Source organism: Dehalococcoidales bacterium (assembly GCA_041652735.1).
Taxonomy (GTDB): Bacteria; Chloroflexota; Dehalococcoidia; order Dehalococcoidales; family RBG-16-60-22; genus RBG-13-51-18.
On the sequence record JBAZGT010000024.1, the window covers coordinates 19040 to 39069 of the forward strand.

The window sequence follows — 20030 nt, forward strand, 5'->3', positions numbered from 1 at the left end:
ATTTAAAGGATTATTATTGAACCAGCCATTCGCCAGGGTAATCGTTAACCCCGCCGCCGGCGCCGGTAAGACCGGCAAGCTTTGGCCGCGGATAATGAACCTGTTTAAAGGGCATGGCCTGCGCTTCGACCATGATTTGACCGAGGCCCCCGGCCACGCTATAGAGCTGGCCAGAGACGCCGCGGCTAAAGGCTATGACATCGTCGTTTCCGTGGGCGGGGACGGCACCATTAACGAGGTGGTTAACGGGCTTTACGCCTCCGGCAATATACAGGACGCGCTGCTGGGCATCGTCAGCACCGGGACGGGGTCCGACTATATCCGTACCGCCGGCGTGCCGCGCGGCTATGAGGATGCCTGCCGGCGTTTCGTCCGGCCCCGCCAGCGCCGGGTGGACATCGGCGAGGTGGAATACGTGAAGAACGGCGGCACGGTCAAGCGGCTCTTCGTGAACTTTGCCGGCATGGGCTTCGATGCGGAAATCGTACGGCGCACTTCCCAGCAGTATAAAAAGCTGGGGGCTTTGCCGTCTTACCTCATGGGCACCTTCGCCACGCTGGTGTCCTACGTGAACAAGAAAGTAACGCTGGTGGTGGACGGCCTGGAGGAAGAAAAGCGGGTCTGCACCGTCATTATGAATAACGGGCAATACGGCGGCGGCGGCATGTTTACCGCCCCGGGCGCTGATTTGAGCGACGGCCTGCTGGATGTGCTGGTGGTGGGGGACCTGAGCAAGCCGGACCTGCTGCGGTCTTTGCCGCGCATCTATAAAGGCACCCACCTGACACACCCCAAGGTCGGTATGAAAAAGGCGCGGCAAATAGAGGTCAAGTCTCTGGATAGCAAGATGTACCTCCAGGCGGACGGCGAGTTGCTGGGGGAAGTCCCGGCGCGTTTCCGCATCCTGCCGGCGGCGCTGAATATTATCGTCTAGCGGCCAAAATATACCTGTCCCGGAGTGTTGCATGGGAACAGAGAACCTGGAAAAGAAAACCCCGGCTGCCGGCAAAAAGATGATGCTGGTGCTGCTTGCCAGCCTGGTAACGCTGGTTGTCCTGGACGGCGCGCTGACGGAATACCTTATCCCCGGGGGAAGAGTGCGGGAGGCCAACCCGTTTCTGGAGCCGCTGGTGGGCAAGGCCGGTTTTATGATATTGAAGGTGGTGGGCGCGTCCCTCTGCGCCTGGCTGCTGTGGGACGTTTACCGGCGTTACCCCAAAGTGGGCACCATCGCCGCCTGGGTGGCCGTATTGGCTTACGGGGCTATCGTTATCTGGAATACTAGTCTGATTCTGTTAGTTTAGTGTAGTCAGTCTCGAAGCTCTGCGCGCGCCGCCATAGCGGTATCTCCGCCGGCATGACATCCACGAAGACGATATCCCGCGGCAGCTTGTAGTCCGCCATGCGTCCCTGGCAGTACTGGCGCAGCTCCTGCTCGGTGAGTGAAGCGCCCGGCTTGAGGCGCACGATGGCTTTGACTGTCTCGCCGCGTATCAGGTCTATCTTGCCCGTGACGCGGGCTTCGGCCACGGCCGGGTGCGACGCCAGCACCTCCTCGATGTCCGCGGGGAAGATATTCTGTCCCTTGAGGATGAGCATCCGCCGCTTGCGGGCGGTAATAAACAGGTAGCCGTCCTTGTCCAGGTAGCCGATGTCCCCGGTATGCAGCCAGCCGTTGCGCAGCACTTTAGCCGTGGCTTCCGGCTTGTTGTAGAACCCGGCCATCACCGGCCCCCGCAGCACCATTTCCCCCTCCTGCCCCGGCGGCAGCTCCTTATCGTTTTCGTCGAAGATTTTCATTTCCCAGCAGGGCATGGTCTTGCCGGACGAGCCTATTTTCCCCTCCCCGTCGATGGGCATGACCGTGACGTGGCAGACGGACTCCGTTTGACCGTAGATATCCCGGATAGCGAAGCCGTAATATTCCTTAAAGCGGTTGATGACCACCGGCTCCAGCGGAGCGCCCCCGCTGATTAATAGCCGCAAAGAAGAAAGGTCGTGTTTGACGCCCGCCCGGCGGGCCACGTTTATCATTAAAAAGTAGATGTAGGGGACGCCGCAATAAATGGTGCCCTTTTCCCGCTCCACCGCTTCCATGAAGCTGTCCACCGAGCGCCCCGTGCCCGGTACGGCCACCACGGTATTGCCGGTGTAAATGGAAGCCAGCAGCACCGCCGTCAGCCCGAACTGGTGGTACATGGGCAGGGCGAAGAGTATCATGATGTCTTTTTCCGTCTGCCGGAAGGTGGCGGCGGAGTTGACCACCTCGGTGTAAACGCTGTTATGCGTCAGGGCCACGCCGTGGCATTGCTGGGTGGCGCCGCCGGTATAGGAAATGATAGCGATATCATCCGGGTCTATGGTCACGTCGATGGCGGTGTCCGGGTTCTCTTGCAGGATGTCCTCATAGCTGATAAAGCGCTGGTCCGGCGGGCTGCCGATGGTGATGATATGCTCGATAGTCTTGAAGCCGGACAGCGCCGGGAGCAGCGGCTCCAGACAGGGATTTTCAATGAAGAAGACGCTGGGCGTGCAGTCGTTGAAAAGGTTGTCCAGTTCCGCGGCTACGTAGCGGGAGTCCAGCGGCACGGCGATGGCGCCCGCTTTCATTATCCCGAAGAACACCACCACGAACTCCGGGTTGCTGGCCTGCATCATCGCCACCCGGTCGCCCTTTTTTACGCCCATTTTTACCAGCGCCCGCGCCACCCGGCTGGCGTCCGCTTCCAGGCTGGCAAAGGACACCCGGCGTTCCCCGCCGATGACGGCGGTCTTGTCCGGCAGGCGGGCGGCGGTACTCTTTAAAATAGCGGTCAGGTCCATCGGTATAGCTTTCCCTTTCTTAACAAATTACGCTGAAAAATCGCCTTGACTAAAGGAAAAATCTCCGGAATACGTCCAGTATAGCAGACCGCCGGAGGATTTGAAAAGGAACTGGAATAGTAATCTGACTTTATGGGGGATATTGGTTTTACCCCGCCCCGGTACCCCTCCCGCCCGCTGCGTCGTTACCTGGTTTTGCGGAAAATGTCTTAACAAAATTTTAACATGTCCGCCTTTTCATGTATAATAAACAGGATTATGACCATGTTCCAGGGATCAAGGAATGGAAACTAGCCTTTACCTTATCATTCCCATCATCGTCATCGCCCTGGTATTTGATTTCACCAACGGCATGCACGATGCCGCTAACTCTATTTCCACCATCGTCACCACCCGGGTGCTGACGCCCCGGCAGGCGGTAATCTGGGCGGCTTTCTTTAACTTTGTCGCCTTCGTGGCATTCGGCACGGGCGTAGCCAAGACCATCGGCAGCGGGATGGTCCACATAGAAATCGTCACCTCCACCGTCATCCTGGCGGGGCTTATCGGCGCCATAGCCTGGAACCTCATTACCTGGTATTTCGGCCTGCCCAGCAGCTCTTCCCACGCGTTGATCGGCGGGTACGCGGGGGCGGCTATCGCCAAGGGGGGCTTCGGCGTTATTATCACTTCCGGCTGGACCAAGACGGTTATCTTTATTTTTATCGCGCCGCTAATCGGCCTGGTGCTGGGCTATGTGCTAAAGATAATCACCACCTGGATAGTCTATAAACAGAACCCGCTGACCATTAACAAGTGGTCGCGGATAGCCCAGCTGTTCTCGGCGGCGGCTTTCAGTCTGGGCCATGGCGGCAACGATGCCCAGAAAACGATGGGGATTATTTCCAGCCTGCTCTTTGCCGGCGGCCTGATCAGCGAGTTTCACATTCCTTTGTGGGTTGTCCTCAGCGCCCACGCCGCCATTGCCATCGGCACGCTTACCGGCGGCTGGCGGATTGTGAAAACGATGGGACAGAAGATAACCACCCTGCGCCCGATTGACGGCTTCTGCGCCGAGACCGCCGCCGCCTCCAGTATATTCTTCTCCACTCACCTGGGCATCCCGGTAAGCACCACCCACGTCATTACCGGGGCTATCTCCGGGGTGGGCGCCGTGCAGCGGCTTTCCGCGGTGCGGTGGGGGGTAACGCTGCGCATTGTCTGGGGGTGGATTTTCACCATACCGGTATCCGCTATCATCGCGGCGCTGGTCTATTCTCTTATCCGGCTGATTACCTAGCCCGGACTATTCCCGCAGCAGCCCGCTGATTTCCCCGGCGCTCAATTGCCGCGCCTCCCCCTCTTTCAGCTCCCCCATCGTCAGCTTGCCGATGCGTACCCGCTTTAACGCCAGCACGGTATGGTGTAGATGCTCGAACATGCGGCGTACCTGCCGCTTGCGCCCCTCGTGGATGGTGATGCTGTAGTTGAACGGCGGCGAGGAGACCGTCTTGACCCTGGCGGGATGAGTCAGGCCGTCTTCCAGCAATACGCCGTGCTCTAGCTGGTGCATTTCCCCGGCCATCAGGCTGCCCTGGATGGCCACCAGGTACTCTTTTTCATACTCGTAGCGCGGATGGGTCAGGCGGTAGGTGAGGTCGCCGTCGTTGGTCATCAGGATAAGCCCGGTGGTGTCTATGTCCAGCCGTCCCACCGGGTAGAGCCGGTGGCGCCGGTATTTTACCGGCAGAATGGAGAACACGGTACGCCGACTCTTCTCATCGCTGACGGTGGAGACGATGCCCGCCGGCTTGTTGAGCATCAGGCAGATGGTCTGGTCCGGCTTTAGGTCTAGGCCGCGGCCTTCGTAGGCCACGCGGTCTTTATCCGTATTTACGGGCTGGTTGAAGGACACGGCCACGGTGCCGTTAACCTTGACCTTGCCCTGTTTGATGGCTTCCGCCATGCGCCGGCGCGGGCCGATTCCGGCTTCTGTTAAAGCTTTAATCAGGGGTTTTTCCGGCATATGGCGTCATTCCTTTATACAGATTTGGTTACCTGGCAGAGCTGCGATTTGCATGGGATGAAGCCGGATATCGGGTCCAGGGTCCGGTCGTCCACCAGCAGGTTGACATTGGCTTCATCCGGCCAGTGGTGGGGCATGGAGACCACCCCGGCCAGTATCGTGTCGGTCACGTTGGCTTTCATTTTGATACTGCCCCGCGGCGACGTGATGGTAACCTCATCGCCCGTCTTTATCCCGCGGGGGGCGGCGTCGGCGGGGTTGATGTCCGCCAGCGGCTCCGGCATTATCCTGCGCAGTCGCGGTATGTTCCGGAATTGAGAGTGGGTATAGGCCATGACCCTGGCGCCGGAGGTCATTACCAGCGGGAAAGACGCCAGTAAATCAGGGCGGCTCAGGGGGCTTTCCGGCGGCTCCTGATAGGAGGGGAGGGGGTCGATACCGTGCTCCGCCAGCACGGAGGAGGCTATTTCCACCTTGCCGGAGGCGGTCTGGAAACCGGTTGTCTCATAGTCTTTTTCCGGCCGGGGCCGGTATTGCCGCAAGATGCCCTCCGGGTGGGCCGTAAGGTCTCGGTAGGTTAGTTGCATCGGCTCCAGGATATGGTCGACGCACTTTTCAAAGCTGCCGTTCCAGAACAGCTCCCCCAGTCCCAGCCGCCCGGCCAGCGCCGAGTAAATGTCCCATTCCGTGCGGCATTCGCCGGGGGGACTGACGGCGGGCTGTATAAGCTTTACATAACCACCGGCATCGGTGAGCAATATCGGCCTTTCCAGCCAGGAGGCGATGGGCAGGACGATATCGGCTTCACGCGTGCCGGGGGTGTGGAAGTATTCCGTCACGCCGATGAAATCCAGCTTTTCCAGGTCGGCGGCCATGCGGCGGGAGTTGGCGAAGAACTGGATATCCAGCCCGGAGGAAAACAGGGCTTTAATGGGGTAGGGCCGGCCGCTTTCAATCTGGTCCGCGATGGCGTTGGACTGCATTTCCCGGTAGCGCTGCGTCCATACCGGAAAGCGCGCCGCGCCCACGCCGGGCGGCATCGCGGCCACTCTTTCATGCAGGGTGATGTCGTTGGTCTTATCGGCGGGGTAGGGCCCCAGCAGGTTGCCGCCGGCTATGCCGATGTTGCCGGTAACCGCCGCCAGCAGAATCACGGCGCGGTGGTTCTGCACGCCGTTGCTGTGGTGCGTGGTGCTGTTGCTGCTCAGGTGCAGCTTGGCGGGCTTCAGCGTGGCATACAGCCGGGCCGCCTCGATGATTTTAGCGGCGGGCACCCGGGTTATTTTTTCCGCGCGTTCCGGCGGGTATTCCTGCGCCAGCTTTTTCAGTCCCTCGAACCCCACCGTCCATTTTTCGACGAACTCTTTATCGTAGAGGTTCTCGTTAAAGATAACGTGCATCATGCTTAGCGCCAGGGCGCCGTCCGTGCCGGGGCGGAGCTGCAAATGGATGTCCGCTTTAGCGGCGATGGCGGTGCGGCGCGGGTCCACCACGATAAGCTTGACGCCTTTTTCTTTGGCTTCCAGGTTTTGCTCCCAGACGTTGGGCGAAGAGATTACCGCCGCCCCCCATATCAGCTTGCACCTGGTCTCCGGGTCCACGCCGGAACCGGAGCCGGCCATGTAGGAGTATTCCGCGCCGTAGGTCAGGTTGGCGGCCAGCCAGGTGGCGGAAAAACAGTTGCTGCTTTCCGTGCAGTAGTTCGGCGAGCCGAAGGCGTGTGCCAGGCGGTGAAAATAGGGGCGCGGTTCCTTGGGATAGGCAACCCAGAATACCACCGCTTCCGCCCCGTATTTGTTCTTAACGGTTTGCAGGCTGCCCGCAACTGTATCCAGCGCCTCGTTCCAGGAGATGCGCTGCCACTTGCCCCCGCCCCTTTTCCCCGCCCGTTTCAGGGGGTAAAGGAGGCGGTCCGGGTGGTAAATAAAGTCCGTCTGGGCGCGCCAGCGCGGGCAGTGGCTTACTTTGGGGTCCACCACGTCTATCTTAACCACCTGGCCGTCGCGCACCTGGACGGAGGTGGCGCAGGTGTTGGTGCACATGTAGCAGATGCCGTCTTTTACTTCCGCGGGCTTTACCATTTGACTATACTCCAATCGTTTCCGTCCGGCGGGATTGATGTCATGCTGGTTACTGTTCATTATAACAGGCTTTTCCGGGGGATGAAATGTAACGGTGCATTATAGCTTATGGTATAATCATCTGGGAAAATAGCGCCGGAGGGATACAGACCTGGAAGGAATCGACCTGGCCCGTAAAGCCGTGGAAGCCGCCAGCGATAAGCAGGCGAACAACATCGTGTTGCTGGACCTGCGCGAGCTGGGCAGCTTTACCGACTACTTTGTTATCTGCGCCGGCGAGAGCGCGCGGCAGACGCGTACTATCGTTGACGAGATTGAAAAGGCTTTAAAGCAGGAGGGCGTCCTGCCGCACCACCGCGAGGGCTCGCCGGACTCCGGCTGGCTTTTGCTGGACTACGGCGACGTTATCGTGCACGTTTTCGGCGCGGTGGAACGCAACTACTATCAACTGGACGAGCTTTGGCAGGAAGCCCGCACCGTGCTGCGGATTCAATAGCCGGCTGTCATTGCAGTGCGATAAGTCCCCCGCCTTTTACCGCCCCGCCCCTGTCATTCTGACGAAGGTCAGAATCCATCATGAATTTCTATTGAGCCTCGAACCCAATAATGGATTCCAGCCGGAGTTTACCCCGATAAAATCGGGGCTGGAATGACAACTCATAATGTCATGGTGTGGTGTAAAACGATACAGTAGTCTCAAAGGCCGCTGTCGCCATCTACCGGAAAATCTCATCCTTCCTGAAAATATTGCCTGTCTCTATCTCCCCGTTCTCCGGCGAGTCCGAGGCATGGGTGGAGTTGCGCTGCAGGTCCAGCCCGTAGTCCTTGCGGATAGTGCCCGGGGCGGCTTTAGCGGGGTCGGTGGCGCCCATGAGCTTCCTTATGCGCTCGATAACCCCCTCCCCCTCGAAAACGGCGGCCACGATGGGCGTGGAAGTTATATATTCCAGCAGCCCGTCAAAGAACGGCTTGCCCTTATGCACGGCGTAGTGCCGCTCCGCCAGGGCTTTATCCATGCGCAGCATCTTCAGGCCGGTCAGCCTCAGGCCTTCGCCCTGCAGCCGGCCGATGATAACCCCGGCCAGTCCCCTTTCCATAGCATCCGGCTTGATAAGCACCAGCGACCTTTCCATGAAAAACTCCTTATGATAATTATTCGGTTATATACCTGCCGCTCATGGTGAGCTTGTCGAACCATGAGACAATATTGCTCACCCTATGATAATTATTCGGTTATATAGCTGACGCTCATGGTGAGCTCGTCGAACCATGAGCTAATATCGCTCACCCTTCGACAATCTCTGGGTGAGCGTTTTTAGTGACTGCTCTCTATTTGTTGTGGATTAAACGTGATTGAACAGCCCTTGTAACACTCCTATATCCACCTTCTCCAGGCTGTCCACCACCAGGTCGGCGTCCTTTAGCGCCGCGGCGGGATGGCTGTTGGTCACCGCCACGCACTTCATGCCGGCGCTCTTGGCCCCCGCCACCCCCGCTATAGCATCTTCTATCACCACACAGCCCGCGGGCTCGGCCCCGAGCTTCTGCGCCGCCAGCAGGAATATCTGCGGGCTGGGCTTGCCTTCCGCCACCTCCGTGCCGTAAGCGATGGCCTGGAAGCTGTTTTCAATGCCCATCCCCCGCAGGATAACGTCCACATTGTCCGGCACGGCGGAAGTGCCGATGGCGCTTTTGATATGGTTCTGGTTTAAAGCCTTTATCAGCGTTACCGCGCCGGGCAGGGGGATAACGTTTCGGGCTACCAGGCGGCGGTACAGCGCCTGCTTCTTATCCGATACCGCCTTTATCTCTTCCGGCGTTAAGCCGTCCCCTAAAGCGAATTTTACAATGGAGTCGTGCCGCCGACCGAAAAAGGGCATGAAGTCCGCCAGGCTGAAGGCCACCCCCCGCTCCCGGAAAATGTCCTGCCAGGCGCGGTAGTGGTAGTCCGCCGTATCCGCGATTACGCCGTCCATGTCCCAGATGACGGCCTCCAGGCGCGCGTCAGACATGGCGGCGGCTTTCTTTCACTTTATCTTCCTGCCCCGCCCGGTTTTCCGCGATGAACTGCTTGGCGGTGCTTTCCGCCACTACGGTGCCGTCCTTGAGGCAGACCTTGCCGGCGGTCTCGATGATTTTCTTGCGGTGGCGGGTTATCCAGGCGCTGACTACCAGCGGCGCCGCCACCGCCACCGGCTGGCGCAGCCGCATCTCCATGCTGGCGGTCAGGGTGGTGTTGCCGGTGGCGTAGGCGATATTGCTCATCGCCTCGTCCAGCAGGCAGCCCAGAATGCCGCCGTGCAATAGCCCCGGCCACCCCTGGTGCATCCTGTCCGGCGTGAACTCGGCGCTGATGGTATCGCCGTCCCGGGTAAAGCGCAGTTTCATGCCTATCGGGTTATTCTGCCCGCACCCGAAGCAGTATCCCTCGTTGAGGTCGGTATTCAGCGTAACTTTAGGTATCACCGCCATGATATGTCTCCCGTGCTTTAAAAATGCGTCCAGCCGGACCGGCCTATTTTCACCGGGCTGCCGGCAGCGTCGACCAGGCCTATTTCGCCCGGCTGCCCCGCCGTAATCTCCCCGATGACGCTGACCGGACAGCTCAGCTCTTGCTTGATTGCTTCGATAGTTCCGGCGCTGCCGGTAAAGAGCAGCTCGTAGTCCTCCCCGCCCCCCAGGGCTATGGACAGGGCGTCCTCCCGGAAATTTTGCTTGACCGTTTCGTGTACCGGTATGTAGTCCGTCACCACGCGGGCGCTGACCCGGCTGGCCTCGCAGATATGGCGCAGGTCGGCCAGCAGCCCGTCGCTGGTATCTATGGCGGCTTTAATGCCGTGCTTCACCAGTACCTGCCCCTCCGCGATGCGCGGCGCGGGGCGGAGGAAAGCGTTTTTCAGGTAGTGGGTGACCTCCGGCCTGAATCTTAGCCGCTGGGAGAGCATTACCAGTCCGGCGGCGGCGCTGCCCGGGTGCCCGGTGAGGGCTATCACGTCGCCCGGTCTGGCGGCGGCGCGCCTCAGTATCGCTCCGTCCGGGCTGGCGCCGATGACCGTAATCGTCACCGTTACTTCCATCGCCCGGCTGATGTTCCCGCCGATGATGCCCACCCGGAACTGCCGCGCCAGCTCCATCATCCCCTCGTAAAGGGCGGTGACATCGGCCACGTCCGTTTCCGGGGGCAGGGATAAAGCTATCAGCGCGTAGCGGGGCAAGCCGCCCATGGCGGCGATATCGCTCAGGTTGATGGCCAGGGATTTCCAGCCCAAATCTTTCCAGGTAATCGTTTCCAGGGAAAAATGGACGTCCTGCACCATGGAGTCCACGGTGGCCAGTTGGACGGCGCCGGCGCAGCGCCACGCCGCGGCATCGTCGCCGATGCCGATAAGCAGGTCGGGCGCGATTTTATCGGTTTGCGTCTCCGCTACCATCCCGGCCAGCAGGTCTATCAGCCCGAACTCCCCGATTTCCGATACTTTCACGCCTAAAATTATATCATATTTGACGTTCGGAAGGCTTTTGTTAACAAATATCGATATTATTCCTGATAAAAAACTGTAAATATTATGGGCTGATAGCTTATAATGGTTATGATTTGTCTGTAAATGAGGTATCACCGGTGAGAAGATACGTCGCTATCGGCATTATGGTGCTGGTAATTGCCGTCAGCGTCATAGGTTCCGTGCTGCTCGTTCAGCACTGGGAATACGTCACCATGCTGGAGTCCCAGGGTCTGCTGGGGCTTTTCATCATCGCCCTGTTCGCCGGCTCGCCTATACCCATCCCCACGCCGAGCATGATTCTGACCTTCACCATGGGCAGTATCTTCAACCCGGCGCTGGTGGCGCTGGTATCCAGCTTCGGCAATGCCTGCGGCAACGGGCTGGTCTATCTGACCGGGCGCGGCGGGCTGGTTTTCTTCAAGAACCTGGGGATTTCCGGCAAGAGCGGCCAGAACGGCAACGGCAGCGCCGTGGAAGAAAACAGCAAGGACTGCAAGAAGCCTTCCATCTGGAAGAGGATAGTGGGGTGGTGCAGCATGCCCCAGGCCAAGAAAATCGCCCGCAAACACGCGCTGCTGGCGGTCTTTGTCCTGGGTATGTACCCCAACCCGCTGCTGATGGCGGTTATCGTGGGGCTGGGGGCGGCGCGCTATAATTTCTGGAAGTTCTTCGTGGTGTGCTGGGCGGGCAAAATGGTGGAGAGCCTGATATTGTCCTACCTGGGCTACTTCGGGCTGCGCTCCATACTGCACTATTTCGGCATAGAAATGCCCTGAAAGGTATTAGCAGCTTTAGTTTTTCCTGAAAATCTGCTATATTATTGCCAAATGCGTATTGCGATACTCGCGGACATCCATGCCAACCTGGCGGCGCTGAAGGCCGTTTTGAACGATATCAAGGAAAAGGGCGAGATAGACGCTATCTGGTGCCTGGGGGATATCGTGGGGTACGGGCCGGACCCGGGCGAATGCATCGGGCTTTTGCGGGAGCTGAACCCCGTCTGCGTGGCCGGCAATCACGACCTCGGGGCTATCGGCAAGCTGGACCTTGCCTACTTCAACCCGGCGGCGGCGGAGGCCTGTCTGTGGACGGCCCAGAAGCTGAACCCGGTGGACGCCCGCTTTCTGGAAGACCTGCCCAAAACCGCGCAGCAAGGCGATTTCCTGCTGGTGCACGGCAGCCCCACCGACCCTATCCAGGAGTACATCCTGTCCACCAGCATGGCGGAGAAGAACTTCGGCTACTTCGAGTGCCGGTACTGCCTGGTGGGCCATACCCACGCGCCGCTGGCTTTCAAGAAGGAAGAGAACGGCTGCGTCTCCATCCCGCTTTCCGAGACGATAGGGCTGGTGATGAAGGGCCATCGCCTGATTATCAATCCGGGGGCGGTGGGACAGCCGAGGGACGGCGACCCGCGCGCCAGCTATGGTATTTACGACTCCGAGGGGAGCATGTTCCGCCTGCACCGCGTGGAGTACAACGTGCGCGCCACCCAGGACAAGATGATGCAGGCCGGGCTGCCGGTAAGCCTGGTGACCCGGCTGGAGGTGGGGAAGTAGGACTCCGACATTTATATTCTCCTTCTAATAAAGGGAGGAAAAATGCCGCGGAAACGAGGAACACTTCTTATTCAATCCCGAGGTAAAATTTTACTGGTAATGGATAGAGACCATCACACATGGTCTTTACCGGGTGGAGGTGTGGAAAAAGGTGAAAAATCTTTCCAAACAGCGATCAGAGAATTACATGAAGAATTGGGACTAAGAGTCCGAAAACTACATTGGCTCGGCCATTTCAAAGGCGCATTAAGTCTCCACAGTATTTACTTCTCAAACCATCCTAAAGGAAACATTCACCTTCAAACCAAAGAACTTAAAAGATATTTGTGGTGGAATAAGAAGAGTCAGATAAAGGCATATGGTCATGTATGGAAAGCCTTGGAATTAGCTAAGGAAAAGAACTATATTTAAATTATTATATTCCTTACTATTTGTATCTTTGTGGTTGTCATATTTCACCCCCTTTCCCCTCTCTGGATTCCAGCTTTCGCTGGAATGACATCTGTTTATTTTTCCTCTGTCATGCTGGCGCAGGCCAGCATCCACCGATGCCTTTACAAGATGACAAAATCCCCTTCCTTTTCCCCCTTTTGCCCTCTATACTGATAACTGTAAACTGTTAACTCTAAACTATCCCTTACCCCCGATTAACATAAATCAAAAAACAAATACCCGGATTTTGTAGCTGAATTTACATAAACTAAAAAACAAATGATTAGCTATAAATCGTACGTGGACCTTAACAAAAAAATTTAAAAAACAAATAACAAATATTCTCCTTTTCTCCAACTGTAAACTGAAAACTGTAAACCATTAACTCTCTCTTGACAAACCCCCCGCTACCCTTTAACCTTTTAGTGAGGCCGTGCTAGACGGGGAGCCAGCGGTGCCCTGTACCTGAAACCCGCTATAGCAGGGTCGAATTCCTGTTTGAGGCTCTTGTCTGGTGGGACTGCCTTGGTTAAGTGGTGTTGAAGGCTGGGTCCTGCGCGGCAGAGTGCTATGAACCCCGTCAGGTCCGAGAGGAAGCAGCGGTAAATAGTTGTATCTGGGTGACGCAGGATTGCCTGGCTGGAGCCGGCTGGTCGGGGCAAGCTGTTAGGCGGAGTCGAGGATGGGTGCACGGCCTCTAAATCGAATGGAAAAAAGCCTCCCCCGGGACGATAGCGATTCCCTGCTGGCGCAGACCAGGAAAATACTGCGCCATTATAATATCCGGGCGAGGAAGGGGCTGGGACAGCACTTCCTGGTGGACGGCGCGGTACTCGAAAAGATACTTGAAGCCGCCGACCTTTCCCCTGAAGATACGGTAATCGAGGTGGGGCCGGGGCTGGGCTTAATGACCGGGGAGCTGGCCAAGCGGGCGGGGTGGGTTATCGCCATCGAGTTGGACAACCAGCTGGCGGACATTCTCCAGAAAACCATCCAGCGTGAAAACGTCGTCGTCATCAACCAGGACATCCTCGGCACCGACCCCGCTAAGCTGTTGCAGGGCGGCGCTCCCCATATCCCCCCGCAACTCCGCTCCTATAAAGTAGTCGCCAACCTGCCGTACTACATTACTTCCCCCGTCCTGCGCCATTTCCTGGAAGCTACGGTCAAGCCGCAAACGATGGTGGTCATGGTACAGCGGGAGGTGGCCGCCGCCATCTGCGCGGAGGCGGGACAGCGCAGCGTGCTCAGCATCGCCATCCAGTTCTATGGCAAACCAAGCATCGTTACCAGAGTGCCCGCCGCCGCCTTTTTCCCCGCCCCGGAGGTGGAGTCCGCAGTGGTCAAGATAGACGTCTACCCGGAGCCGCCGGTGGTGGTGGCTGACGTGGCGGGGTTCTTCAAGCTGGTACGCGCCGGTTTCACATCTGCCCGCAAACAGGCGGGCAACGCGCTGGCGCGGGGGCTGGGCATAGACCCGGGGGAGGCGCGGCGGCTTTTAGCTAAAGCGTCCATAGACCCGAAGCGCCGGGCGGAGACCTTCACCCTGGAGGAGTGGGCGGAATTGTGGAGGGCGTGGACCGAATCTCCCTTGACTCCCCCTTTGACAAGGGGCGACAAATGATAGCTGAACCCCCAAATTTTAAAGGAAAGACAAACATTCTCTCCTTTTCGTAAAGTCACAGATTACGTATGAACGTAGTGAATCGGAAGGAGAGTTAGAGAGGGATTTATTCAGTGCTCACCGTCAAAGCCCCGGCCAAGATAAACCTGACCCTGGAGGTGCTGCGTAAGCGCCCGGACGGCTTTCACGAAATCCGCAGTGTGCTCCAGGCCATAGACCTGTCTGACACGCTGTATATTGAGGCTGGGCAGGGCATCACCTGGCGGGGCGGTAGTCCAGGATGGTCGGCGGAAAAGAGCCTGGTGAGCAAGGCGGCGGGCCGGCTGCGGGAAACTACCGGGTGCGCTCAGGGGGCGGCGATAAAAATCGACAAGCGAATACCGCTGATGTCCGGGCTGGGCGGGGACAGCAGCGACGCCGCGGCGCTTTTGAGAGGGCTTAACGAATTTTGGGGACTGAAGCTGCCGGAGGATAAACTGGCGGAGATAGCGGCCGGATTGGGGTCGGACGTGGTCTTCTTTTTAAAAGGCGGCACGGCCCTGGCGGCGGGGAGGGGAGAAAAGATAACGCCCCTGCCGCCCCTGAACCGGATGTGGGTGGTGCTGGTGGCGCCGGACGCGCCGGTGGCGGTGGGGAAAACGGGGCGGATGTACGCCAACCTAAAGCCGGCCGGCTTTACCGACGGCGCTGACACCCGGAAACTGGCCGATGACCTGTCCCGGGGCAAACCCTTCAAACCGGCGATGCTGTTCAACGTCTTTGAGAGCGTCGCCTTCGAGGATTATAATGTACGCCGGCTGTACATCGACCCCATGAAAAAAATGGGGGCGCTGCACGTGCACCTGGCCGGCTCCGGCCCGGCCTTATTCACCATGCTGCCGGACCAGGCCCGCGCCGGGGATATCTATAACCGGTGCATAAAACAGGGGATGCAGGCCTACCTGGCCCGGACGTTATGAAGAACTACCGGACATGGGGCAAACCTCCCTATAAAGTGGCGGTCATCCACGGCGGGCCGGGCTGCCCCGGCTCTATCGCCGCGGTGGCACGGGAGCTATCCGGGGACATGGGCGTGCTGGAGCCGCTCCAAACCGCCGACTCGGTTGGGGGGCAGGTAAGCGAGCTGCACGCCGTGCTGGAAAAACATGCCGAAACACCGGTAACGCTGGTGGGGTGGAGCTGGGGGGCGACCTTAAGCTACCTGACGGCCGCGGAACACCCGGAACTGGTGAAAAAGCTGATACTCATCGGTACCGGGCCGATAGACAGCAAAGGCAAGCCGCGGCCCGACCTGACGCCGATATACATGGAACGCCTTTCTGAAGCGGCAAGAAAACGATTCTTTGAGCTTGTAAACCAATTTCAGGACGGGAAGCCCGGGGATAAAGGCCCGGTATTCGGTAAGCTTTGCGGCGTGATTAACAAGGCGGAAGTATACGCTCCTATTCCGGCTGAAGACGACGTACTGGAATACCAGATGGATATCAATATGGCAATCGGCCTGGAACTGCGCGATATGATACCGAACGGGACACTGGCGCAATCGTGTAAAAAAATCAAGTGCCCGGTAACGGCCATCCAGGGCGATTATGACCCGCGCCCGGCCGCGGACATCGATAATGCTTTTTCCGGCGCGGTCAAGGATTATCATCTGGTTTTACTGGAAAAATGCGGACATACCCCCTGGCTGGAAAAGTACGCCAGAGATGAATTTTTCAGGGTTTTAAAAAGAGAAATCCGCTGATGTCTCCCGGACGCGCAGGAAAGCAGAACATTTTTTTGACAAATCAATGGCGGATGGTATTATAGTACCAAGCGGCTTTAAAGGGAGAGTGTATCTATGGCTTTAGTGGCAATCAACAAAGATACCTGTACCAAATGCGGCCTTTGCGCCACGCAATGCAATTTGATTATCTTTAAAGAAGGCAGCTACCCGCGCCAGCTGCCGGGTACGGATGAATACTGCCTGCGCTGCGGTCACTGCGTGGCCGTTTGCCCCGCCGGGAGCCTTACCCACCGGGAATTACCGGAGACCACGCCCATCGAAAAAGCGCAGGAGATATCCTTTAAACAATGCGCCCAGCTTATCAAGGGGCGGCGTTCGGTGCGTAATTTCCGGGACAAAGACGTAGCCGGGGAGGATATCGAGCGCATTATCGATACCGCCCGCTACGCGCCTACCGGCCACAACAACCAGGAGGTGCAGTGGCTGGTCATTAACGACCGCGCCAAGATGCGCCAGCTATCCGCCATCGGCGCGGACTGGCTGCGTTTCATGATAAAAAATAACCCGGGCATGGCGGCGATGTTCCAGGGGATTTTAACCGCGCTGGACGCCGGCCAGGATGTCTTCCTGCGGGACGCGCCGGCCCTGGTGACCGCCTACGCGGAAAAGAACAACCCGATGGCGGCCACAGACTGCGCCATCGTTCTGGGCTATTTCGACCTCGCGGCCAACAGCCTGAAGCTGGGATGCTGCTGGGCGGGATTCTTTTACATGGCCGCCGCTTCTTTTCCGGCCATGGTGGAGGCCATCGGGCTGCCGGAAGGGTTTACCCCCTACGGCGCTTTGATGCTGGGCTATCCCAAATACAAATACGCGCGGATTCCGGAACGCAGGCCGGCCCGCATTATTTACCGTCCTTAACGTAAGAAAGATGACTAAAAAACAGGGGGATTTTTGTTATGGCTTACCACACTGAGGACAATATCCAGGAAGCTTTAGGCGGGGAGAGCAAAGCCAACCGCCGCTATACGCTGTTCGCGGAAAAGGCGGAAAAAGAAGGCTATACCCAGGCGGCCAAACTTTTCCGGGCGGTGGCGGAGGCGGAAATGGTGCACGCGCGTAATCATCTCGCCGCCATCGACGCCATCGGCTCCACCAAGGACAACCTGCTGGCGGCCAGCCTCGGCGAGCGGACGGAGTTTACCAACATGTACCCGCTTTTCATTAAAACCGCCCAGGAAGAGCAGAACGAAAGGGCGGAGCGCACCTTCGACTGGGCGAACAAGGTGGAGAAAATACACTACGGCTACTTCGAGGCGGCTTACCAGGAGATGAAGGAAGGCAAGACCGCGGCGGATGTCACCTACTACGTTTGCCAGGTATGCGGCAACACGGTGAAGGACGGCGTGCCGGACAAATGCCCGGTCTGCGGGGCGGCGGCGAAAGCGTTTAAAAAGATGGAATAGGCAAAAAACACCTCTCCCTCAATAGAAGATTCCAAGTAATGATAAAGATCATTCCGACGAAGGTCGGGAAACAGGCAGATGAATATAGGGCTAGCTACTTCAAAATAGCAGTATAACGGTAATAACTGGATTCCGGTTTGCACCGGAATGGTTAATTTATTGTCATTGAGGGAGAATAAAAGTCAGGTTCTAGTTCCAGCGTGATTTACGATGATATTTAATTTCAGAATTGGAATAGTGCCGGGAGGTATATTTATCTTTGAACAACATGTGTTTAGCGGTAGCACCTAATGCTATTGCGGCAATACCTATTAGTATTAATAATATTGCCAGTGCCGTGTTGTTACCGAGATTAACTAAACCAATAATCAGGAAGGTAATACCTCCAAATACGCCAAAAATCTGAGTCAATTTCATTTTAGCAATCGACCAATAATTCATGTACGCCACCTCCCTCTTTTATGAAAGGGATGTAATCTGTACTAATACATCCTGTAATGGGGACTGTTATACTTTCCCTCATCCTATTCACATTATATGAACAAATGTTACATGCACTTTGTTATTTTGTAGTAAAAATGAGTTAGACTGAGGTATGAATGTGATGTAATTATTTTAGGTAATTACTAAAGAGATTATCAGTTAATCTTTGCATTATTTTCAATACTTACCGGATATTGATTGGCGGAAAAGAGAAAGGATTCTACCTAACATCAGAATAACATGCGGTGATAGTTGGCGGATTGCTCCGCTCCGCTTTTTCCCCGCCACCTGATGCCCATTTCCTACTTCGACATGGTTCGATAAGCTCACCAGAGGAGCTCAGGATGAGCGGGAATAGCACTAGGCTAGGGCTTGAACCTCCGCACCATTTCCTCCTCCCCCTTTTGGCTGTCAATAAAGCCGTCCAGCCGCGCCTGGCGCAGACGCTGGAGCAGCATTTTTATCTGCGGCCCGGCGGGGACGCCCATTTTCTTTAGGTCTTCCCCGGTGAGCACGGGATTGATGTGCCGCAGCACGTTCAGATAAAGCTCGATGTTTTCCGCGGCAGCAGCGGAGCCAGACGCCAGGGACACGGCGGTATAGGCGGCGGGGCAATAGCCCTGCAGCAGGTTATCGATAACGCCGGGCGCTTGCCCCGGCATCTCCAGGTCCGGCAGTTTAGCCTTGACGGCCAGCGTATCCCGCAGCACCAGCGCCGCGGCTTTGGGCAGGCGGAGGAAAGCAATAAGCTTTTCCAACTCCGGCAAAGTCAGCCGGTAGCACAAGAGCGCCAGGTAGAGATGGGGGTGGGGTAAGCCTGTTTCACAGCTATCACGGGCCGCCGCAAAGACGCCAGCGAGCCAGTCGTCCGCTACCAGGGCGGGGTGCAATTGCTGCAGCACGCCCAGCGCGGCGGCGCGGCAAAGCACTTTTTCCGGCAGCTCTTCCTTTAAAGCCAGCTCCAGCTCGTGGCGGAGGCGGTCGCCGCTGATGGTCGCCAGCATGGACAGGTCCCGCTTGATGAGCTTGAGCGTCTCCGTCTCCACCTTAAAATCGAGCCGCTGCTCGTAGCGCAGGGCGCGCCAGATGCGGGTGGCGTCATCGGTAAAGCTCTTAGCGTAGAGAACGCGCACCAGCTTTTTATCCAGGTCCCGCCGCCCGCCGGAGGGGTCGATAAGCTCACCGTAGCGGCGGGGGTTAAGCTCCACCGCCATGGCGTTGATAGTGAAGTCCCGCCGGGCGAGGTCGTCGCGGATAGTGCCAGGCTTTACTTTAGGTAATGCGCCGGGGCGGGCATAGGTCTCGGCGCGGGCGGTAATAAGGTCGGCGCTCCTTTTCCCCCACTTAAGCGTGGCCGTGCCGAAGCGGGGGTGGACGGTCACTTTAGCCTGGACGAGGCCGGCCACCTCCTGCGCCATTCTGATAGCGTCCCCCTCCACCACCATATCGATGTCCGTGCCGCCGCGCTCCAGGAGCAGGTCGCGCACCAGGCCGCCCACCAGGTAAAGGCGCTGCTGCTGTTTTTCCGCGGCGTCCCCGGCTTTCCGGATAAAATCGATGATATCCAGGGGCAGCTGTTCCTCGATGTTCCCGGCAAGGTTGACGGCTGACGGCGCGTTCATATCAACCAGTAGTATAGCACAGTCTGTTCAAATACAGGTTTAATAAAGATGGCATAACTTCGTAACTTAAAAGGTTGATATGTTATACCTTCTACATAAAGGCCGCATCATAATGTAAATAATAAAGAAAAACGGAGGAAAGACAAATGAGTGCTCAGGACAAATCAATTGAATATTCCGTACCCTCGAAAATGAAATGGTGGCACTGGCTTATGTTGATTTCAGGCTCTGGGATGGTTGTCGGCGGCATTATCAGCGTAATCGTCTTATAGAAAGGACGTACCGAAAATGAAGCGGGAAGGTTGAAATAAGTGAAAGGAGACCAATATGCTGCATTTATTCTGGGTCATCGCCATTATTTTGTTGATTGTATGGCTGCTGGGTTTTTTAATAACCCCTTTCATGGGCGGATTGATCCATATTTTACTCGTTATTGCCATCATATTCCTGATTATCTGGCTGGTGCAGAGAGTAAGAAATAAACACTAGCCGCATTTCTGAAAATGACAAGGCTATATAGAAGCATCGGACTTAAAGTTGAAACCAATTCAAAAGGGTTGGCGGCTAAATTTACTGGCAGTCATGCCAGCTAGCCGCTAGAACAGAATTTATGGGGAGGAACATAATGAGCAGCAAATCGGCAAGGTTCGTACCAAGCGTCAGATTGGCACAGTACGATGTAGTCAATAAAAAGGACGAAGACATG

The 20030-nt window shown here is 57.0% G+C and carries 22 protein-coding genes and 1 other RNA gene; 14 read left to right on the top strand and 9 right to left on the bottom strand.

Annotated features, from left to right (window positions below):
• The first annotated feature begins 16 nt into the window (after window positions 1-16).
• Complete coding sequence (locus WC370_08890; GenBank protein MFA5309581.1) at window positions 17-934, top strand: diacylglycerol kinase family protein; 918 nt, start codon at window positions 17-19, stop codon at window positions 932-934.
• A 31-nt stretch (window positions 935-965) separates the two neighbouring features.
• Window positions 966-1304 (top strand): DUF5658 family protein, encoded by a 339-nt coding sequence (locus WC370_08895; GenBank protein MFA5309582.1) that lies wholly within the window; start codon window positions 966-968, stop codon window positions 1302-1304.
• Here WC370_08895 and WC370_08900 read toward each other — a convergent pair.
• Window positions 1282-2823: an AMP-binding protein gene (locus tag WC370_08900; protein MFA5309583.1), complete on the bottom strand. Its 1542-nt coding sequence runs from the start codon at window positions 2821-2823 to the stop codon at window positions 1282-1284. The two genes, WC370_08895 and WC370_08900, sit on opposite strands and share 23 nt — an antisense overlap.
• Before the next feature lie 283 nt (window positions 2824-3106).
• Here WC370_08900 and WC370_08905 point away from each other — a divergent pair, with 283 nt between their 5' ends.
• Entirely contained in the window at window positions 3107-4102 is a 996-nt protein-coding gene (locus WC370_08905) for an inorganic phosphate transporter (protein MFA5309584.1), read from the top strand.
• Between the two features lie 6 nt (window positions 4103-4108).
• On the opposite strand, the gene WC370_08910 is transcribed toward WC370_08905, so the two are convergent.
• Both WC370_08910 and WC370_08915 read right to left on the bottom strand, forming a co-directional pair.
• The gene (locus WC370_08910) at window positions 4109-4828 is read right to left on the bottom strand and encodes a pseudouridine synthase (GenBank protein ID MFA5309585.1); all 720 of its coding nucleotides are present in this window, start codon (window positions 4826-4828) and stop codon (window positions 4109-4111) included.
• Between the two features lie 14 nt (window positions 4829-4842).
• The gene (locus tag WC370_08915; protein MFA5309586.1) at window positions 4843-6969 is read right to left on the bottom strand and encodes a molybdopterin-dependent oxidoreductase; all 2127 of its coding nucleotides are present in this window, start codon (window positions 6967-6969) and stop codon (window positions 4843-4845) included.
• Window positions 6970-7090: 121 nt separating this feature from the next.
• On the opposite strand from WC370_08915, the gene rsfS reads away from it, so the two are divergent.
• A complete protein-coding gene (gene rsfS, locus WC370_08920; GenBank protein ID MFA5309587.1) occupies window positions 7091-7405 on the top strand; it encodes a ribosome silencing factor in 315 nt (104 codons plus the stop codon).
• A gap of 220 nt (window positions 7406-7625) precedes the next feature.
• Here rsfS and ndk read toward each other — a convergent pair whose 3' ends face one another.
• The 4 genes from ndk to thiL all read right to left on the bottom strand — a co-directional run bounded on the left by ndk (window position 7626) and on the right by thiL (window position 10391).
• Window positions 7626-8042 (bottom strand): nucleoside-diphosphate kinase, encoded by a 417-nt coding sequence (gene ndk / locus WC370_08925; GenBank protein MFA5309588.1) that lies wholly within the window; start codon window positions 8040-8042, stop codon window positions 7626-7628.
• Window positions 8043-8252: 210 nt separating this feature from the next.
• Entirely contained in the window at window positions 8253-8921 is a 669-nt protein-coding gene (locus WC370_08930) for an HAD family phosphatase (GenBank protein ID MFA5309589.1), read from the bottom strand.
• The gene (locus tag WC370_08935; protein ID MFA5309590.1) at window positions 8914-9381 is read right to left on the bottom strand and encodes a PaaI family thioesterase; all 468 of its coding nucleotides are present in this window, start codon (window positions 9379-9381) and stop codon (window positions 8914-8916) included. The genes WC370_08930 and WC370_08935 overlap by 8 nt, the downstream gene beginning before the upstream one ends.
• A gap of 17 nt (window positions 9382-9398) precedes the next feature.
• A complete protein-coding gene (gene thiL, locus WC370_08940; protein MFA5309591.1) occupies window positions 9399-10391 on the bottom strand; it encodes a thiamine-phosphate kinase in 993 nt (330 codons plus the stop codon).
• A 137-nt stretch (window positions 10392-10528) separates the two neighbouring features.
• Here thiL and WC370_08945 point away from each other — a divergent pair, with 137 nt between their 5' ends.
• The 9 genes from WC370_08945 (at window position 10529) to WC370_08985 (ending at window position 17219) form a co-directional block, all read left to right on the top strand.
• Window positions 10529-11188: a VTT domain-containing protein gene (locus WC370_08945; protein ID MFA5309592.1), complete on the top strand. Its 660-nt coding sequence runs from the start codon at window positions 10529-10531 to the stop codon at window positions 11186-11188.
• A 51-nt stretch (window positions 11189-11239) separates the two neighbouring features.
• On the top strand, window positions 11240-11971 hold the full coding sequence (locus WC370_08950) for a metallophosphoesterase family protein (GenBank protein ID MFA5309593.1): 732 nt from the start codon (window positions 11240-11242) through the stop codon (window positions 11969-11971).
• Between the two features lie 42 nt (window positions 11972-12013).
• Entirely contained in the window at window positions 12014-12382 is a 369-nt protein-coding gene (locus WC370_08955; protein MFA5309594.1) for an NUDIX hydrolase, read from the top strand.
• A gap of 452 nt (window positions 12383-12834) precedes the next feature.
• An RNA gene (gene ffs / locus WC370_08960) (signal recognition particle sRNA large type) lies at window positions 12835-13097 on the top strand.
• 12 nt (window positions 13098-13109) lie between these two features.
• Window positions 13110-14027, top strand: coding sequence for a 16S rRNA (adenine(1518)-N(6)/adenine(1519)-N(6))-dimethyltransferase RsmA (gene rsmA, locus WC370_08965; protein MFA5309595.1), 918 nt, complete (start codon window positions 13110-13112; stop codon window positions 14025-14027).
• A gap of 113 nt (window positions 14028-14140) precedes the next feature.
• Window positions 14141-14986: a 4-(cytidine 5'-diphospho)-2-C-methyl-D-erythritol kinase gene (gene ispE, locus WC370_08970; GenBank protein MFA5309596.1), complete on the top strand. Its 846-nt coding sequence runs from the start codon at window positions 14141-14143 to the stop codon at window positions 14984-14986.
• Complete coding sequence (locus WC370_08975) at window positions 14983-15771, top strand: alpha/beta hydrolase (protein ID MFA5309597.1); 789 nt, start codon at window positions 14983-14985, stop codon at window positions 15769-15771. The genes ispE and WC370_08975 overlap by 4 nt, the downstream gene beginning before the upstream one ends.
• Before the next feature lie 96 nt (window positions 15772-15867).
• Complete coding sequence (locus WC370_08980; protein ID MFA5309598.1) at window positions 15868-16674, top strand: nitroreductase family protein; 807 nt, start codon at window positions 15868-15870, stop codon at window positions 16672-16674.
• A 38-nt stretch (window positions 16675-16712) separates the two neighbouring features.
• Entirely contained in the window at window positions 16713-17219 is a 507-nt protein-coding gene (locus WC370_08985; GenBank protein ID MFA5309599.1) for a rubrerythrin family protein, read from the top strand.
• Between the two features lie 189 nt (window positions 17220-17408).
• Here WC370_08985 and WC370_08990 read toward each other — a convergent pair whose 3' ends face one another.
• Both WC370_08990 and WC370_08995 read right to left on the bottom strand, forming a co-directional pair.
• Window positions 17409-17660 carry a hypothetical protein gene (locus WC370_08990; GenBank protein MFA5309600.1) on the bottom strand — a complete coding sequence of 84 codons (252 nt, stop codon included), beginning with the start codon at window positions 17658-17660 and terminating at the stop codon, window positions 17409-17411.
• A 407-nt stretch (window positions 17661-18067) separates the two neighbouring features.
• Window positions 18068-19324, bottom strand: a complete 1257-nt coding sequence (locus tag WC370_08995; protein MFA5309601.1) for a hypothetical protein — start codon at window positions 19322-19324, stop codon at window positions 18068-18070.
• Between the two features lie 327 nt (window positions 19325-19651).
• Here WC370_08995 and WC370_09000 point away from each other — a divergent pair, with 327 nt between their 5' ends.
• Window positions 19652-19813: a lmo0937 family membrane protein gene (locus WC370_09000; GenBank protein ID MFA5309602.1), complete on the top strand. Its 162-nt coding sequence runs from the start codon at window positions 19652-19654 to the stop codon at window positions 19811-19813.
• Window positions 19814-20030 lie beyond the last annotated feature (217 nt).

Bases quoted from the DNA above. Each gene is read 5' to 3' on its own strand.
- rsmA (MFA5309595.1), top strand. From the start codon at position 13,110: ATGGAAAAAAGCCTCCCCCGGGACGATAGCGATTCCCTGCTGGCGCAG.
- WC370_08935 (MFA5309590.1), bottom strand. From the start codon at position 9,381: ATGGCGGTGATACCTAAAGTTACGCTGAATACCGACCTCAACGAGGGA.
- WC370_08915 (MFA5309586.1), bottom strand. From the start codon at position 6,969: ATGAACAGTAACCAGCATGACATCAATCCCGCCGGACGGAAACGATTG.
- WC370_08950 (MFA5309593.1), top strand. From the start codon at position 11,240: ATGCGTATTGCGATACTCGCGGACATCCATGCCAACCTGGCGGCGCTG.
- WC370_08975 (MFA5309597.1), top strand. From the start codon at position 14,983: ATGAAGAACTACCGGACATGGGGCAAACCTCCCTATAAAGTGGCGGTC.
- WC370_08955 (MFA5309594.1), top strand. From the start codon at position 12,014: ATGCCGCGGAAACGAGGAACACTTCTTATTCAATCCCGAGGTAAAATT.
- WC370_08995 (MFA5309601.1), bottom strand. From the start codon at position 19,324: ATGAACGCGCCGTCAGCCGTCAACCTTGCCGGGAACATCGAGGAACAG.
- WC370_08930 (MFA5309589.1), bottom strand. From the start codon at position 8,921: ATGTCTGACGCGCGCCTGGAGGCCGTCATCTGGGACATGGACGGCGTA.
- WC370_08900 (MFA5309583.1), bottom strand. From the start codon at position 2,823: ATGGACCTGACCGCTATTTTAAAGAGTACCGCCGCCCGCCTGCCGGAC.
- WC370_08985 (MFA5309599.1), top strand. From the start codon at position 16,713: ATGGCTTACCACACTGAGGACAATATCCAGGAAGCTTTAGGCGGGGAG.
- WC370_08910 (MFA5309585.1), bottom strand. From the start codon at position 4,828: ATGCCGGAAAAACCCCTGATTAAAGCTTTAACAGAAGCCGGAATCGGC.
- ndk (MFA5309588.1), bottom strand. From the start codon at position 8,042: ATGGAAAGGTCGCTGGTGCTTATCAAGCCGGATGCTATGGAAAGGGGA.
- WC370_08980 (MFA5309598.1), top strand. From the start codon at position 15,868: ATGGCTTTAGTGGCAATCAACAAAGATACCTGTACCAAATGCGGCCTT.
- WC370_08905 (MFA5309584.1), top strand. From the start codon at position 3,107: ATGGAAACTAGCCTTTACCTTATCATTCCCATCATCGTCATCGCCCTG.
- WC370_08990 (MFA5309600.1), bottom strand. From the start codon at position 17,660: ATGAATTATTGGTCGATTGCTAAAATGAAATTGACTCAGATTTTTGGC.
- WC370_08895 (MFA5309582.1), top strand. From the start codon at position 966: ATGGGAACAGAGAACCTGGAAAAGAAAACCCCGGCTGCCGGCAAAAAG.
- WC370_09000 (MFA5309602.1), top strand. From the start codon at position 19,652: ATGCTGCATTTATTCTGGGTCATCGCCATTATTTTGTTGATTGTATGG.